Genomic DNA, 16001 nt, shown 5'->3' with positions numbered 1-16001 from the left:
GAATGACGGATACTGGCGTTCAGGCGATTGTTGCGCATTCGCGCATCGCACAGGCAGAGTACGAAAAAAATGGATCGCAGCAGCGCTATGACCACGCTGCGCAAGCTGTGGCATGGGTGATTATGGAACCCGCCCGCAATCGGCGTTTGGCAGAATTGGCCGTGGAAACTACAGGGCTGGGAAATGTTCCTGATAAGATCATTAAAAATCATCGTAAAACATTAGGTCTAATGCAGGATATTCAAAATGTGGTGACCTTTGGTGTTATGTCGGATGATCCTAAAACAGGGATTACGGAAATTGCCCGCCCCAAAGGGGTTGTGGGTGCGATTGTGCCCTCAACAAACCCTGCGGCTACACCTGCTAATAACATAATCAATGCGTTGAAATGCGGCAATTCAATTGTGGTCGCGCCATCGCCTAAGGGGGTAGCCTGTTGTGAACTGTTGCTTGAATATATCCATGCCGAGTTTGCGAAAATTGGCGAGGATCCCGCACTGGTGCAAATGATCCCCACACCTGGGTCCAAAGAAAAGACACAAACATTGATGGATCAGTGTGATATGATCGTCTGCACGGGCAGCCAAAACAACGTGCATCGCGCACAAACCGCAGGGACCCCAGCAGTTGCTGTAGGCGCTGGAAATGTGACAGTGATCGTAGATGAAACCGCAGATTTGGATGGGGCTGCAGCAAAAATTCGGGCGTCTAAATGCTTTGATAATGCCACTTCTTGCAGCTCGGAAAATTCGGTTGTTGTGGTGGATGCAGTTTACGATGATTTCATTGCTGCACTCGCGCGCGCAGGTGGTGCGTTTTATGCGGATGAGGCAGCGTTGGTATCCAAACTATGGCCGGATGGGCATTTGAACCGTTCGGTCATTGCACAAGATGCGGATAAAATGATTGCTGCCCTTGATGTGGACGTGCCAGAGGGGACTGAATTTTTGGTTGTGCCGACATCAGGTATAGGTCCGGATCATCCGCTGTCTGGCGAAAAACTTAGCCGTGTTTTGGCTCTGTATTGCGCGTCTGATTTTGACGCTGCTTTGGATATGACGCATAAAATTCAGGCTTATCAGGGGGCAGGGCATTCGGTGGGATTACATTCTGCATTGGATGAGCGCGCGTATACCTTGGCAACGGCAATCCCCACCAGTCGGATCATTGTTAATCAGGCGCATACATTTGCGACGGGTGGATCGTTCACTAATGGCATGCCCTTTTCCCTGTCGATGGGGTGTGGCACATGGGGGGGCAATTCTGTGAATGAAAATGTGAACTATCGCCACTTTCTACAATCAACAAAAATTATTCGCGAAATTTCATCGCGTGAACCCAAATTAGAAGACATCTTTGATGGGTATTGGAGCCTTGCTGGGAAATGAGATTTGATACAACTACGCCTCCTCAAGGAACGCTGAGGGATTGGATTGACGCCCGTGCTGAACGCGGAGGTACGGCATTTGTTTTTCCCGAAACGGAACAGACCCTAAATTGGGCTGATTTACGCGATCACTGCGCGATGGTGGCGGCTGATCTAACGGCACAAGGCATTGTCAAAGGTGAAAGTATCGTAGTGATGCATCCCAACGGATATGATGGGGTTAAGGCGTTGTTTGCCGCGCTCTATGGTGGGTTTCGTGTTACGATGTTAAATTTAGCCGCAGGGCCGGATGCGCTTGGCTATGCCATGGATCATTCCGCGGCGTGGGTGGCTTTCGTGCATGAAACACAATTGGACGTGTTCCATCAGGTGAAACCAGAACGGTTGAAACTATATACGCCAACGGATCAGCGGAAAAACCTGCATCCCCTTTCCTCAGATGACGATGCATTGTTAATGTATACCTCTGGCACCACTGGGCGACCCAAGGGCGTCGTTCACACGCAATCTAGCCTATTGGCAGGTGGTTGGACTGTCAGTGTGGCCCATGAATTGACTGAACAAGACCGTGGAATGGGGGTTTTACCCTTTTATCATATCAATGGTCTGTGCGTGTCCGTCATGGGCAGTTTGGTATCAGGTGGATCCTTGGCGATGGTATCACGTTTTTCCGCCAGCAAATTTTGGCAACAGGCCGCAGATGGCGGAATTACGTGGTTTTCTGCTGTCCCCACGATCATCAGTCACCTGCTGCATGGAGCGGCAGAGCCAAGTGCCGATTTGAAATCCCGCCTGCGTTTTGTGCGCTCTGCATCCTCGGCGCTCGCGGTTGAAACACAGCGTGCCTTTCAGGACCGCTTTGGCTTGGGTATTGTGGAATCTTTGGGCCTGACGGAAACGGCAGCACAATGTTTGGTTAACCCATTGGATCCCCGCCTGCATAAAATTGGGTCTGCGGGCAAAGCAATCAGCAATCAGGCGCGTATTGCTGATGGGAATGGTATTGAATGTGCCTGTGGGGTTGAGGGTGAAATTCAAATCCAAGGTCCCAATGTGATGAAAGAATACTTACGCAATCCCGATGCCACTGCGGCCACCTTTCATGATGATTGGCTGCGCACGGGGGATTTGGGACGTATGGATGAAGATGGCTATGTCTTTGTAACGGGGCGTTTGAAAGAGTTGATTATCAAGGGCGGTGAAAACATCGCGCCGCGAGAAATCGACGAGGTTCTATACGAACATCCCGATGTGGTTGAGGCCGCCGCATTCGCCCGGCCCTGTGCGCAATATGGGGAACGCGTAGAGGCGGCAGTGCGTTTAAACGAGACATCGAACGCCACTCCCGAGCAGTTACGTGCATTGTGTGAGGCAAAGTTGGGAATATTTAAATCGCCAGAAAAGGTACATATTCTGCCAGAGTTGCCCAAAGGAGCATCCGGTAAAATCCAGCGCCTATATTTGAACAAAATGTTATATGGTTCCTAGGTAATGCCGTTGATGATCAGGCGCAGACCCATGAAGAAAAACGCAATCAAAACGGCTTTGCGAAATAATTTTTGGCTGACACGTTGGCGCAGTAGTTCACCAATGCGAAATCCAATTAGGACGACGATCAACGCAAGGCTTGATTTGATCAATGCAGGGCCTGTTAGGATTCCGGCAACCAATTGACCTGCACCCAAAGGCAAGACACCTGCTAAGAACAAGAATCCTGTTGCCCCGATAAATCGTTCCTTACTGACATCACGTGCCACCAAATACATTGCGACAGTGGGTGACCAGATTGAACTGATCCCGCCCAATACTCCTGACAGCACCCCAAATCCTAAATGCCATCCACGCCCTGGGCCAATGTTCAATTTAACACCCAACAGCAGGTTTAAAGAAAACAGCATCATCGCAATGCCGATCGCCACTGTAAGCAGAGCTGTCGGATAGGCCGTAATGAACATAGATGTGACGAAAATCGACACCATAATCGCCAAAGCGAACAGCCAATATTCCCGCGCGATGTCCAATTTGTTTGGTGCTTGGGCAAACTGCAGTGAGTTGGTAGCTAGAATGGACAACCATAATAGCGGTATTGCTTCTGTTGGGGACATCACAAGCGTTAAGAACGCCATTGAAGCGGCAGGTAAACCGATGCCTAAAAAGCCTTTTACGATGGCTGCAAACAAAAATATCCCGATTAGGATCAATGTTTGTAGTGGGTCAAAATTATATGTTAAATCAATAATTTGTGACATTATCTTGTAGTGCCTTATCCATTAGAAGGGCAAGGTTCATCGCCTTACGTTCTGTTACATCTTTGATCTGACAGCGACAGGAAAACCCGTCTGCTAAAACAATTGTATCCGTGGGGGCCGCGCGCACTGTTGGGGCCAGCGATAATTCAGCCATTTGGCGCGACACCTCGGCGGTTTCGACCTGATAGCCGAAGGACCCGGCCATTCCGCAACAGGAACTGTCGATCATCTGCGCATTGGCACCCAGTACACTTTTCACCGCATCAACAGTGTATTGGGCGACACCCATCGCCTTCTGGTGGCAGTGTCCATGTACCAAAACATCCAGTACCGACATATCCAAGCCCGCGGGTGGGTTTTGCATAATATATTCGGCAAAGGTCAGGATTTGTGCGCCATGTGCCTCTGTCCACTCGGGGATCAGGTTTACGGCCTCATCACGAAACATCAATGTGCAAGATGGTTCCAAACCGACAATTGTTTTGCCAGCATCTAGTGCCGCACGAAATGCATCTGTTGTGCGCTGCAATTCCTGTTTTGCGCGATCGGTCTGACCGGTGCTTAGGTGTGTGCGACCACAACAAAGGGGACGACCAGGCGCCGATATAACGCCTACGGTTTTACCTGTGGCGCCAATAACCCGTTCCGCGGCGCGTAATGTTTCAGGATCGAAATGGCGGTTGAACGTATCTGCGAATAACAAAACATCACCGCCTTCAGGCCCTGAATACGGTTTTTGAAAATCTGGTAGGCGGCGGGTTTTGTCAAATCCGAAGAGATAGCCAAATTTGAGCGCAAAGTTCGAGAGAGGTGAAAAGGTGGACGCAATTGGCGCCATGCGGGGCAGGGCCGCGATCAGTTTTTCGCGCATTGGCACGCCATATTTTGCGGCGCGTGCACTTTGCACCTCAGTTTTCATTTTGGCCATGTCGATAGACATGGGACATTCTGATTTGCATGCCTTGCATCCCACACAAAGTGCCATGGCATCTGCCATGTCATTGGATGCAAAGGCATCATCCCCCAATTGGCCCGTTAATGCCAAACGCAACACATTGGCCCGTCCACGCGTCAGGTCCTTTTCCGCACCAGTGACGCGGAAGGATGGACACATCACACCCCCAACGCTTTTGCGGCAGGCACCGTTGTTGTTACACATTTCTACCGCACCTGCCAAACCACCGGGCCAAGCATTCCAGTCGAATACTGTATCTGGCGTTTGTGGGGAATAATTTTTGGGCCAGCGGGTAATCGCCCGTTCGTCCATTTTCGGGGATCGGGTTATTTTACCAGGGTTCAATACCGCGTTTGGATCAAAGCGGTCTTTCACTGTTTCAAAGATACGGATCATTTTTGACCCATACATCCGTTCGTGGAACTCCGAACGTACGATGCCGTCCCCGTGTTCGCCTGAATGCGAGCCTTTGAATTTTGAGACAAGATCAAAGGCCTCTTCCGCGATGGCCCGCATCTGACGTAGTCCCAAATCCTGTCGCAGGTTCAAAACAGGACGCACATGCAACAACCCGACCGAGGCATGGGCATACCACGTGCCGTCCGTGCCGTGATTGTGAAAGACGTCTGTCAGCTGGCTGGTGAAATCGGCCAGATGTTCCAGAGGAACGGCGCAATCCTCGACAAAGGACACGGGCTTTCCTTCGCTGCGCATAGACATCATGATGTTTAATCCTTGCGTGCGCACACCCCAAATGCGTGCTTGGAATGTGGGGTCCTCAACCTTCAACACACCACCTGTGGCTTTATTTTTGTCCGTCCATGAAAAACCCAGATCGCCCATCAATTCGACCAGCGCATTGAGGCGTCTTTTGTTTTCCTCGGGTGTTTCGGCAAATTCAACCAAGAGAAGGGCGGCTGGATTTCCTTGGACGAAACTTTCAACGATGGGTCGAAACTGTGGGATATCACGCCCCAACTGGATCATATTGTGATCAACCAATTCCACAGCAATGGGGCCCAATTTAACGATGTGCTGTGCGGCGTCCATTGCCGCGTAAAATGTGGGGAAATGGCACACGCCCAATGTTTTTGTTCCCAACACAGGGGACAATTTCAAATCAATGCTTTTCGTCAGGGCCAGTGTCCCTTCGGATCCAACCAAAAGGCGGCCGATATGTGGCGTATCGCCCAAAAGGGCATCAATGTTGTACCCGCCCACGCGCCGCTGAACCTTGGGAAAGCGTGTGGTGATTTCATCCTGTTCCTGTAAGGCAAGCGTGCGCATATCCGCATCTAATGACTGTGTTGTATCCGCATATTCAAACCGCCGTGTTGTGCCATCAACGGTCATCGCGGTCAGAGCGCGCACATTATCCTGCATCTTGCCATATCGGATCGAACGCGATCCACAGGAATTGTTGGCCGCCATCCCTCCAAGGGTTGCGCGCGACGCCGTCGACACATCAACAGGGTACCACCATCCATCTGATTTTAATTGACGATTTAGGTTATCTAGAACCAACCCAGGTTGTACCGTGGCTGTTCCCGCATCAGCATCATAATCTAGTATGTTGTTTAAATGTTTTGTGAAATCAATGACCAAGGCATCATTCACGGTTTGCCCTGATTGTGAGGTTCCCCCACCTCGTGGCAACAGTGAAATGCCCTCATCCTTGGCAAAATCCAGCGCGGCTTCTACGTCCTGCCATGTTTTTGGGACCATGACCGCCTTCGGCATGATCTGATAGATCGAGGCATCGGTCGCATAGCGTCCGCGATCAAAAGAGGAATTCAGAATATCGCCTTCGATTTGTTTTTTCAAACGATCATAGTCTGCCATTTCACTTGACCTTTCCTGTCATCACATTCACTTTTGTAGCGGTGTAGTGCAACTTTTTTCGGTTAACAGTATGAGATCAGGACGTCACTTTCTTCAAATTCCCGGACCCACCAATACACCCGAACGTATTTTGCGTGCGATGCATCGATCGGTTATTGATCACCGTGGGCCAGAGTTCGCAGAATTAGGATTGGGTTTGCTGCGTGATTTAAAGCCGGTTTTCCAAACAGAAGGTCGTGTTGTTATCTATCCCGCCTCTGGTTCCGGCGCATGGGAGGCCGCATTGGTCAATGTGTTGCAACCGGGTGATCAGGTGTTGATGTATGAAACGGGTCAGTTTTCGACATTGTGGAAAAACATGGCGACCAAGTTGGGGTATGATCCCATCTTTATCGCGGGTGACTGGCGGCGCGGCGTAGACGCGAATTTGATTGCAGATGCATTAGCCAAAGACACGGATCACAAGATTAAGGCTGTCTGCGTTGTTCACAATGATACCGCAACGGGTATTACATCCGATATCGGTGCCGTACGCGCTGCGATTGATGGTGCAGCGCATCCCGCGCTTATGATGGTGGATACCATTTCATCTCTTGGCTCTATTGATTTCAAAACAGACGCGTGGGGTGTCGATGTGGTCGTTGCAGGATCACAAAAGGGATTGATGTTGCCCCCTGGATTGTCATTCAATGCCATTTCGGAAAAAGCTTGGGCCGCTTGTCAGGCGGGCGGGGATCGCCGTTCCTATTGGGATTGGCGCGATATGATGACGCCGAATGATGCGGGCTATTTCCCATACACACCCGCCACGACACTTCTTTATGGATTGCGTGAGGCTTTGGATATGTTGGCGGGAGAAGGATTGGAGCAGGTATTTGCACGCCATGAGCGCCACGCATCAGCGACCCGCGCAGCAGTTGAGTCATGGGGGTTCGAGATTTTGGCGTTAAATCCAGACGAACGATCAAACAGCCTGACCGCTGTATTAATGCCTGATGGACAGGGGGGCGATGCGTTGCGCGCTGAAATATTGGACGGGTTTGATATGTCCCTTGGAACGGGGTTAAATAAAGTCGCTGATAAAATTTTCCGCATTGGTCATTTGGGCGACTTCAATGATTTGATGCTTATGGGAACGCTAAGTGGTGTGGAAATGGGCATGATACGGGCAGGCGTGCCTCATCAGTCAGGTGGTGCACAAAGTGCGTTGAAATATCTTGCCGATCACCGCATTTGATTTAACAACAGTCGAAATCATTACGATTTTTGCAGCATACCTTTTTGCCGCCACGGCAAAGGGCATCACGGGTTTGGGTTTTTCAACGACCTGCCTACCAATTTTGGTGTTCGCGATTGGCTTAAAGGACGCGCTTTCGTTGGTGTTGATCCCATCGATCTGTTCAAATCTTGTGGTAATGCGCCAAGTGGGTCAGTTTAAATCCACGATCCTGCGGTTTTGGCCAATGCTACTTGCAACCATTCCCAGTCTGTTATTGGGTCTGTGGGTTCTTTCAGGAACTGATGGGGCCACGGCCAAGATTATCTTAGGTCTTGTTTTGCTCATGTGGTGTTGTTTTTCATTTCTTAAACCAGACCTTCGATTGCCAAGTGGACTAGAAGACAGGCTTGCTCCTATCTCTGGCATCTGCACTGGTTTTTTAAACGGGCTAACTGGTTCACAGGTTATGCCAGTAGTTCCATTTTTGATGTCGTTGCACCTAGGCCGGAATGCGTTTATTCAGGCCGCGAATTGTTCGTTTACAATTTCAAGTCTGATCATGATGGTTGGGTTGGGATATTTGGGGCTGTTCACAGGGTCGGATGTTGTGATTTCTACCTTGGGTGTTTTATGCGTATTCATCGGCGTAAAAGCTGGGGCGGCAATCCGTGAAAGATTGTCTGAAAAAATTTTTCAAAAAATGATTTTATCGATCCTAGCAACAATTAGTATTGGTTTACTAATGTCATAATTTGTCTTGTCAGCACGGTAAAATTAAACGTGCATGAAAGTGTCAGGTTTAATTTATCTCGTCCTTGAATAATAAAAAAGTCTACATTCCGCTACTTCAAAACAAGCCCAAGCGTCTATCAATGTGTGGTTAAGCAGTACAATCACCTCCGCCATCACCAAGCTCCAAACATGAGACCCCAGTTCCAGAAGCTCTATTGAAAAAAGGCACATAATTTGCGGGCTGGAAGGGGGGCAATTTATGCCACATTTCAGCGCGGGTTGCGGGTGCTAGAAGATTTATCCGTTTTGGGGATAGGGGATTTCAAGGGCAGTAAGGAGATGGAGCCGGCGCTGACCACGATCCATTTTCCTGCCGAAGAAATTGGCAGTTTGGCGGGGCGCGAAATGTGTGGTTTGATCGCGCAGTCCGAAGGGGTGAAAGCCACGGGGCAGCTGGTGCGCCGGAAATGTCAGATCAGCTTGGCTGAGCGCGCGACCTGCTTGCCGGCCCGGGACTTGCGCCCCTCTGATCCTTGAAAGATTCTGCGAAATAAAATGGAATTTTGCAAAAAAGCCTTACTCTACCCTTCCAATGGGTGCCTATTGCGCTATCGTTTCTCGGAAGCCAAATTAAGTTTGGCTTAATATCTGGGAGGATACTATGAAAAATCTAGGAATGAAGACGGCCATTGCTGCATTGACAGTTGCCTTTGCTGGCGAGGCCATCGCTACAGAGTGGAATGTTTCTGTATGGGGCAAGCGTCGGGCGTTTACCGAGCATGTTGAGAAATTGGCAGAATTGGTCTCGGCGAAAACCAATGGCGAATTCACGATGAATGTTAGCTACGGCGGTCTGTCAAAGAACCGCGAAAACCTCGATGGGATTTCCATTGGGGCCTTTGAAATGGCGCAATTCTGTGCCGGCTATCATCCAGACAAAAACCGCGTGGTGACTGTTTTGGAACTGCCGTTCTTAGGCGTTGCAAATTTGGCAGAAGAAGTTGCGGTTAGTCATGCAGTCTATGCCCATCCGGCAGCGACCGAAGAAATGGCACAATGGAATGCGCGTTTGCTTATGACCTCACCGATGCCTCAATATAACATCGTTGGCACTGGTGATCCGCGTTCGACCCTAGCGGATTTCGAAGGTATGCGCGTGCGGGCCACAGGTGGTCTGGGCAAAGCTTTCGCATCGGTTGGCAGTGTGCCCACATCCGTGACAGCAACCGAAGCCTATCAAGCGATGGAATCGGGTGTTGTGGACACCGTGGCCTTTGCGCAGCATGCGCATTTGTCCTATGGCACAATCAATCGTGCGGATTGGTGGACGGAGAATCTGAACCCAGGCACTGTGAACTGTCCGGTTGTCGTCAACATCGATGCCTATGAAAGCCTGTCTGATGCGCACCGCGCTGTGTTGGATGAATCCGTTGACGAGTCGATTGAATATTATCTCGAAAACTACGCCAAATTGCTGCAGCGCTGGGATGACGTTCTTGCCGAAAAAGGTGTTGAAAAAGTCACCATCAGCGATGCCGAATTGTCAGCGTTCCGCGCACAAGCCGCCGATCCAATCCGTGCGGCTTGGATCGCCGATATGGAAGCGCAGGGCATTCCTGGTCAAGAATTGTTTGACCTTGTCATGACCACTTTGGAAAACACCCGTAAGGGCAATTAATCCAATCGCACCTGCCCCTTTTCGAGAGGGGCAGGTGTTTTGATATTTTACGCGCTGTCAATTTAACCCGAAAGGGACGCTATGGCTTCCTCCTCATCTGTTCTGCAAGACGAGTCTTGGCTCAGCCGCGCTGATCGCGCACTTTTGCCAGTTGAGCGCATCTTTGCATTATTCAGCGGATTGGCCGTATTTTCACTCATGTTTCTCGCGGCTTACTCTGTTTCAGGCCGCAAATTTTTCAACCAGCCCTTGAATGGTTATGTCGACTATATCGAGGCGGCCATGCCGGTGATTGCCTTTATGGGAGTGTCCTATGTGCAACGTTTCGGGGGTCATATTCGTATGGATATGATCATCGGCAAGATGCGAGGCCGGGTGCTCTGGGCGTTGGAGCTGCTGACTGTGACGCTGATTTTGGTCGTTATTTTGGCGCTAATCTGGGGCTCTTGGGCGCATTTTGACCGCAGTTTTGATTTCGCCAAACCTCTTTGGAGCCGTGACAGCTCGATTGATATCGGCATTCCGATGTGGCCGGCCAAACTTCTGGTTCCCGTCGCCTTCTCGCTCTTGGCGGTGCGGCTCGTCTTGCAGATTATTGGCTATGGCCGTGCATTGGTCCTCGGATTGGAGCGCCCGGTGGCTGTGCCCTTGATCTTAACAATTGAAGAACAGGCCATGGCAGAAGCGGCCCATTTGGCGGAGCAAGAGTGATGGATCCTATTTCAATAGGTCTATGGACCACCGGCGGCATGCTGGTTTTGGTTTTCATCGGTATGCGGGTGGCTTTTGCCGCGGGTCTTGCGGGCTTTGTTGGCTTGTTTTGGTTGCGCTGGAACGGCTTTGACTATGACCCGGCAAAATTTGGCAAAGCCCTGACCATTAGCGTAAAAATTGCCGGCCAAGTGCCGCATTCAAAAATAGCTGCGCAGGCCTTGAGCCTTATTCCGACGTTTATTTTGATCGGCTATTTGGCCTATTATGCCAAGTTGACCACGGCCCTTTTTGAGGCCGCGAAACGGTGGATCGCTTGGGTGCCTGGCGGTCTTGCGGTCTCTACGGTTTTCGCGACAGCAGGCTTTGCGGCGGTTTCTGGTGCATCGGTGGCCACGGCGGCGGTTTTTGCGCGGATTGCGATCCCTGAGATGCTGAAAATCGGCTATAATAAGCAATTTGCCGCTGGCGTTGTGGCGGCTGGCGGGACTTTGGCGTCGCTCATTCCGCCCTCTGCTATTTTGGTCATCTACGCGATTATCGTTGAGCAGGATGTGGGAAAGCTGCTGTTGGCGGGCTTTATTCCCGGTGCTTTTTCGGCTTTGGTCTATGCCGGGCTCATCATTGGTATTGCAGTGATCTTCAAAAACGTTGGCCCACCGGTGACAGGCTTCACTTGGCGCGAACGTTTTGCAGCCCTGCCACCGGCTTTGCCGATTGTCGCTGTGGTCGTGATTATCATCTTCTTTGTTTACAATCCCTTTGGGGATGCCTGGGGCACACCCACAGAAGGTGGCGCCGTCGGCGCGTTCATCGTGTTTCTGATGGCGCTCTACCGTGGTATGCGCTGGGCTCAGCTGAAAGATGCTCTGCTTGAAACGGCCAAATTGACCGTGATGATCTTCTCAATCATTTGGGGCGTGCTGATTTATGTGCGGTTCTTGGGATTTGCCGATCTTCCGGGGGTGTTTTCTGATTGGATTACCAGCCTGGACATGGCGCCTTTGCTTATTCTGATCTGCATCCTTTTGGCCTATGCGGTTTTGGGCATGTTCATGGATGCGATTGGCATGTTGCTTTTGACGTTGCCAGTGGTCTACCCGGCCGTCATGGCACTCAATGGTGGTGAATTTGTGACTGCGGCTGACAGCGCCTTTGGCATGAATGGCACGATGTGTGCGATTTGGTTTGGGATATTGGTGGTGAAAATGGCGGAGTTCTGTCTGATCACCCCGCCCATCGGCCTCAATTGCTTTGTGGTCGCAGGCGTGCGCGATGATTTGACGGTGCAGGATGTCTTCAAAGGCGTCACCCCCTTCTTCCTTGCGGATGGTGTCACAATCGCGCTTTTGGTCGCCTTTCCGGGAATTGTTCTGTGGCTGCCGTCCTTGGTGGGTTAGGGCGGCGAAATTTCTCTTGCCTCTTTTGATGCAGCATGAAAGCCATTGCTTATGAGCGAGAAAGCTGCGGATAGGCCGATTGTTGGCGCATTGTGGATGGGGCTGTCAGGGCTTTGTTTCATCGGCGTTTATGTCGGCGTAAAATTGGTGGGCACGCGCCTGCCGGCCGCTGAAAGTGCCTTTCTGCGCTATGCGTTAGGCCTGGTGTTCTTGCTGCCGGTTCTGCGTGGCTTACTGCGTGAGGGGCTCACGTGGCAAGTGACCAAACTCGGCGCAGGGCGCGCGTTTTTGCATACTTTTGCCGTGACACTTTGGTTCTATGCCATGGCCCGTATTCCCGTGGCGGAGGTCTCTGCTATGGGATATTTGACGCCAATATTCGTGACATTGGGAGCGGTTGTTATTCTGGGCGAGCGTTTGGCGCTGCGCCGGGGGCTGGCGATTGTCGTGGCGATTTTGGGAGTTTTGGTTATCTTGCGGCCGGGTATTCGTGAGATCACACCGGGCCATATCGCCATGCTGGGCACAACCCTATGTTTTGGGGTGAGCTACCTCATTGCCAAGCGCCTGACCGATTTGGCCAGTGCGGACATGGTCGTGGCGCTATTGTCGGTTGGTGTGACCATCGGGCTTATCCCGCTCACAATCCCCGTCTGGATTGCGCCCACGAGCTTTGAAGTTGGAATGCTCATGGCCGTCGCCACTTTCGCCGTCGCGGGGCATTACTCAATGACATTTGCCTTCCGATCTGCGCCGCTGACCGTCACGCAACCGGTTGGGTTTTTGCAGCTGATTTGGTCTGTTGCCACGGGATATTTCCTTTTTGGCGAGCATATAGATGCTTTGGTTATTCTGGGCGGGACGATTATTGTTGGTTCCGTGTTGTACCTCACGCTGCGCGAAGCGCAGTTGAAACGAAAACGAGAAAGAAAGACCCCCCTATGATCGATCCAAAACCCACCGCCAGCCATTTTATCAACGGCGCCTATGTTGAAGACACAGAGGGCGCCGCGATTGATGTGATCTACCCCGCAACGGGAGAGGTGATCGGCCGGGTGCATAGTGCAACGCCGCAGATCGTGCAGGCGGCTCTTGCGGCGGCCAAGGCGGCCCAGCCAGCTTGGGCCGCGATGACCGGCACGGAGCGCGGCCGGATATTGCGCCGGGCGGCGGATATGATGCGTGCGCAGAACCGTTCGTTGTCCGAATTGGAAACCTATGACACCGGCAAGCCCTTGCAGGAAACTTTGGTGGCCGATGCCACCTCGGCGGCGGATGCTTTGGAGTATTTTGGGGGTCTGGCCGGGAGTCTCACCGGGGAGCATGTGCAGTTTGGTGAGGATTTTGTCTATACGATACGCGAGCCGCTTGGGCTTTGCGTTGGGATTGGCGCTTGGAATTACCCCACGCAAATTGCCGCATGGAAAGGCGCGCCCGCTTTGGCCTGCGGCAATGCGATGGTCTTTAAACCTTCTGAAACAACCCCGCTTTGCGCTTTGAAAGTGGCGGAAATTTTGCACGAGGCGGGTTTGCCCGCCGGGCTGTATAATGTGGTGCAGGGATTGGGCGATGTGGGGGCGGCCTTGGTGAGCGATCCTTTGGTGGATAAGGTCTCACTGACAGGCTCGCTGCCAACAGGCCGCAAAGTCTATGCCGCCGCGGCAGAGGGTATGCGCCATGTGACCATGGAACTGGGCGGGAAATCACCGCTGATCATTTTTGATGATGCCGAACTGGAGGCTGCGGTCAGCGGCGCTATCTTGGCCAATTTTTATTCCTCAGGGCAGATTTGCTCGAATGGAACACGCGTTTTCGTCCAAAAAGGCATCAAGCCCGCCTTTCTCAAGCGCCTCTCCGAGCGCCTGGCGACAGCGGTCTTGGGGGATCCCATGGATGAGGCCAGCAATTTCGGACCGATGGTTTCAGAGCGACAGCGCGATATCGTGGAAGGGTTCATTGCTAAGGGCAAGGCGGAAGGGGCGCGGCTCGTCTGTGGCGGCACACGGCTGGATCGTCCAGGCTTTTGGCTGACGCCAGCGGTGTTTACTGATGTGACGGATCAAATGACCATCGCAAAGGAAGAGATTTTTGGGCCCGTCTTATCAGTTCTAGAATTTGACGATGAGGCGGAGGTTTTGGCCCGTGCCAATGATACGGACTATGGGCTGGCGGCTGGTGTCTTTACCCAAAACCTGCCCAGGGCCCATCGGATGGTGAAGGCTCTGGAGGCCGGGACCTGCTATATCAACACCTATAACGACGCCCCGGTCGAAGCACCGTTTGGCGGTGTAAAGCTCTCTGGCGTGGGCCGTGAAAACTCGAAGGCCGCGATCAATCATTACTCACAGCTTAAATCTGTCTATGTCCGCCTGAGCCAATTGGAAGCGCCCTATTAGAGATCGGTGCGTGCAGGAGGCGGTCGCCTCATCGCACTTGATAGGGCAGGATACCGCGCAGATCCGGATCCACCTGTAAATTGCGCTCCAGCGGTGGCACGGAGCGTTGGTGGCAATTGCGGCGCTCACAGATTCGGCAGGAGATGCCAATGGGTTCCACCTGAGCATTGGCGCTGGTGTCCAGCCCGTCGGCATAGACCAAAGACCCTGCATGCCGCATTTCGCATCCCAAGCCAATGGCATAGCGCCGTACGGGCGCGCCCCATGCGCCGCCGGATTTGCTCACATCCCGCGCCAGGCAGAAATAGCGTTTCCCGTCGGGCGTCTCAGCCATTTGCCGTAAAAACTGTCCTGGGGTTTCAAAGGCGCGATGCACATTCCAAAGCGGGCATGCGCCGCCAAAACGGGCGAATTGCAATGAGGTGGCCGAATGGCGTTTGGTAATGGTGCCGGCTTGATCGACACGGACAAAAAAGAAGGGCAAGCCCTTTTGCCCACTGCGCTGCAAGGTGGAGAGGCGATGGGCGACCTGCTCAATGCTGGCGCCAAACTTCCCGGCCAATTGCTCCAGATCATGTCGCAGTTCCTGTGCGGCGGTCAAAAAGCTGCCATAGGGCATGAGGCTGGCCCCGGCGTAGTAATTGGCCAAGCCCAATTTGGCGATGTCGCGGGCTGCGGGTGAATGGAATTTGGCAAAGTCCAATGTGGCATCCAGAAGATCGTTTTGTGTCAACAGGGCAAGTTGGATCAGGAGTTGAAAGGTAGCGGTTGCCTCGGGCAGATGTGCCGAAAGCGTTAGGATTTTACTCTCGGGCTCATAGCGGCGGAGGGCCGGACCTCCGCTGCGCCGCAATTTCACGCCATGGGCTTCAAGCCTGGCAATCGCATGGGCCTGGATGCTGCCTTTGGCGTCGGCGGCGAAGCGCTCCGCCGCGCGGTCCACGGCATCAATATAGTTGTCACAATAGTGGAAAAAATCTCGAACCTCTTCCCAAGGGCTGGATTGTAAGCGGCTGTCGGCGCGGCCGAGGGCTTCATCCAGAGACGCGAGCCGCTCATGGGTTTCCCGATAGGCCCGATGCAGCTGCAAAAATGCGCGCGCCAATCCGGGAGCGTTGTTGGCGGCCATGCGGATATCGGCCAGATGCGGTGCATCGGCGCCAAAGATCGGATCAGTGGCCGCTTCGCGCATATCGCTGACCAATCGCGCGTTGTCGCCTGACACAAGTTCGGTGACGTCAAAACCAAAAACATCAGCCAAAGCGAGAATCACCGCCGCAGACACTGGGCGGTTGTTGTTTTCCATTTGATTGAGATAGGGCAGCGAGACCTCGAGCCGCTCGGAAAATTCCCGCTGGGTGAGATCAACCTTGCGCCGTAATTCGCGCAGTTTCGTGCCGGCATAGAGTTTTTGTTTGGCCATGGGAACCTG

13 protein-coding genes are annotated in these 16001 nt (G+C 52.4%); 10 read left to right on the top strand and 3 right to left on the bottom strand.

Going from position 1 to position 16001, the window contains the following annotated elements; genetic code table 11:
- Nucleotides 1-2: 2 nt before the first annotated feature.
- Together sauS and RCA23_RS14455 are read left to right on the top strand one after the other, a co-directional pair.
- Nucleotides 3-1388, top strand: a complete 1386-nt coding sequence (gene sauS, locus RCA23_RS14460; RefSeq protein ID WP_044050906.1) for an acylating sulfoacetaldehyde dehydrogenase — start codon at nt 3-5, stop codon at nt 1386-1388.
- A complete protein-coding gene (locus RCA23_RS14455) occupies nt 1385-2875 on the top strand; it encodes a class I adenylate-forming enzyme family protein (protein ID WP_044050905.1) in 1491 nt (496 codons plus the stop codon). The genes sauS and RCA23_RS14455 overlap by 4 nt, the downstream gene beginning before the upstream one ends.
- Here RCA23_RS14455 and RCA23_RS14450 read toward each other — a convergent pair.
- Entirely contained in the window at nt 2872-3636 is a 765-nt protein-coding gene (locus RCA23_RS14450; RefSeq protein WP_044050904.1) for a sulfite exporter TauE/SafE family protein, read from the bottom strand. The genes RCA23_RS14455 and RCA23_RS14450 overlap by 4 nt on opposite strands.
- Nucleotides 3620-6433 (bottom strand): FAD-binding and (Fe-S)-binding domain-containing protein, encoded by a 2814-nt coding sequence (locus RCA23_RS14445; RefSeq protein ID WP_044050903.1) that lies wholly within the window; start codon nt 6431-6433, stop codon nt 3620-3622. Before RCA23_RS14445 ends, RCA23_RS14450 begins: the two co-directional genes overlap by 17 nt.
- A 139-nt stretch (nt 6434-6572) precedes the next feature.
- Here RCA23_RS14445 and RCA23_RS14440 point away from each other — a divergent pair, with 139 nt between their 5' ends.
- From RCA23_RS14440 to betB, 8 genes are all read left to right on the top strand, one after another.
- Nucleotides 6573-7670: a pyridoxal-phosphate-dependent aminotransferase family protein gene (locus RCA23_RS14440; RefSeq protein WP_236631372.1), complete on the top strand. Its 1098-nt coding sequence runs from the start codon at nt 6573-6575 to the stop codon at nt 7668-7670.
- Complete coding sequence (locus RCA23_RS14435; RefSeq protein WP_201770467.1) at nt 7651-8403, top strand: sulfite exporter TauE/SafE family protein; 753 nt, start codon at nt 7651-7653, stop codon at nt 8401-8403. Before RCA23_RS14440 ends, RCA23_RS14435 begins: the two co-directional genes overlap by 20 nt.
- A 215-nt stretch (nt 8404-8618) precedes the next feature.
- The gene (locus RCA23_RS14430; protein ID WP_044050901.1) at nt 8619-8921 is read left to right on the top strand and encodes a substrate-binding domain-containing protein; all 303 of its coding nucleotides are present in this window, start codon (nt 8619-8621) and stop codon (nt 8919-8921) included.
- A gap of 124 nt (nt 8922-9045) precedes the next feature.
- Entirely contained in the window at nt 9046-10062 is a 1017-nt protein-coding gene (locus tag RCA23_RS14425) for a C4-dicarboxylate TRAP transporter substrate-binding protein (protein WP_044050900.1), read from the top strand.
- 81 nt (nt 10063-10143) lie between these two features.
- Nucleotides 10144-10773: a TRAP transporter small permease subunit gene (locus RCA23_RS14420; protein WP_044050899.1), complete on the top strand. Its 630-nt coding sequence runs from the start codon at nt 10144-10146 to the stop codon at nt 10771-10773.
- Complete coding sequence (locus RCA23_RS14415; RefSeq protein WP_044050898.1) at nt 10773-12173, top strand: TRAP transporter large permease; 1401 nt, start codon at nt 10773-10775, stop codon at nt 12171-12173. The genes RCA23_RS14420 and RCA23_RS14415 overlap by 1 nt, the downstream gene beginning before the upstream one ends.
- A gap of 51 nt (nt 12174-12224) precedes the next feature.
- A complete protein-coding gene (locus RCA23_RS14410) occupies nt 12225-13118 on the top strand; it encodes a DMT family transporter (protein ID WP_044050897.1) in 894 nt (297 codons plus the stop codon).
- Complete coding sequence (gene betB, locus RCA23_RS14405) at nt 13115-14569, top strand: betaine-aldehyde dehydrogenase (protein WP_044050896.1); 1455 nt, start codon at nt 13115-13117, stop codon at nt 14567-14569. Before RCA23_RS14410 ends, betB begins: the two co-directional genes overlap by 4 nt.
- Before the next feature lie 28 nt (nt 14570-14597).
- Here the strand turns inward: betB and RCA23_RS14400 are convergent, their stop codons facing one another.
- The gene (locus RCA23_RS14400; RefSeq protein ID WP_044050895.1) at nt 14598-15992 is read right to left on the bottom strand and encodes a helix-turn-helix domain-containing protein; all 1395 of its coding nucleotides are present in this window, start codon (nt 15990-15992) and stop codon (nt 14598-14600) included.
- Nucleotides 15993-16001 lie beyond the last annotated feature (9 nt).

The organism is Planktomarina temperata RCA23 (assembly GCF_000738435.1).
Classification (GTDB): domain Bacteria; phylum Pseudomonadota; class Alphaproteobacteria; order Rhodobacterales; family Rhodobacteraceae; genus Planktomarina; species Planktomarina temperata.
The sequence above is the reverse complement of the archived record's forward strand: the minus strand, read 5'-3'. Positions and strand labels throughout refer to the sequence as shown.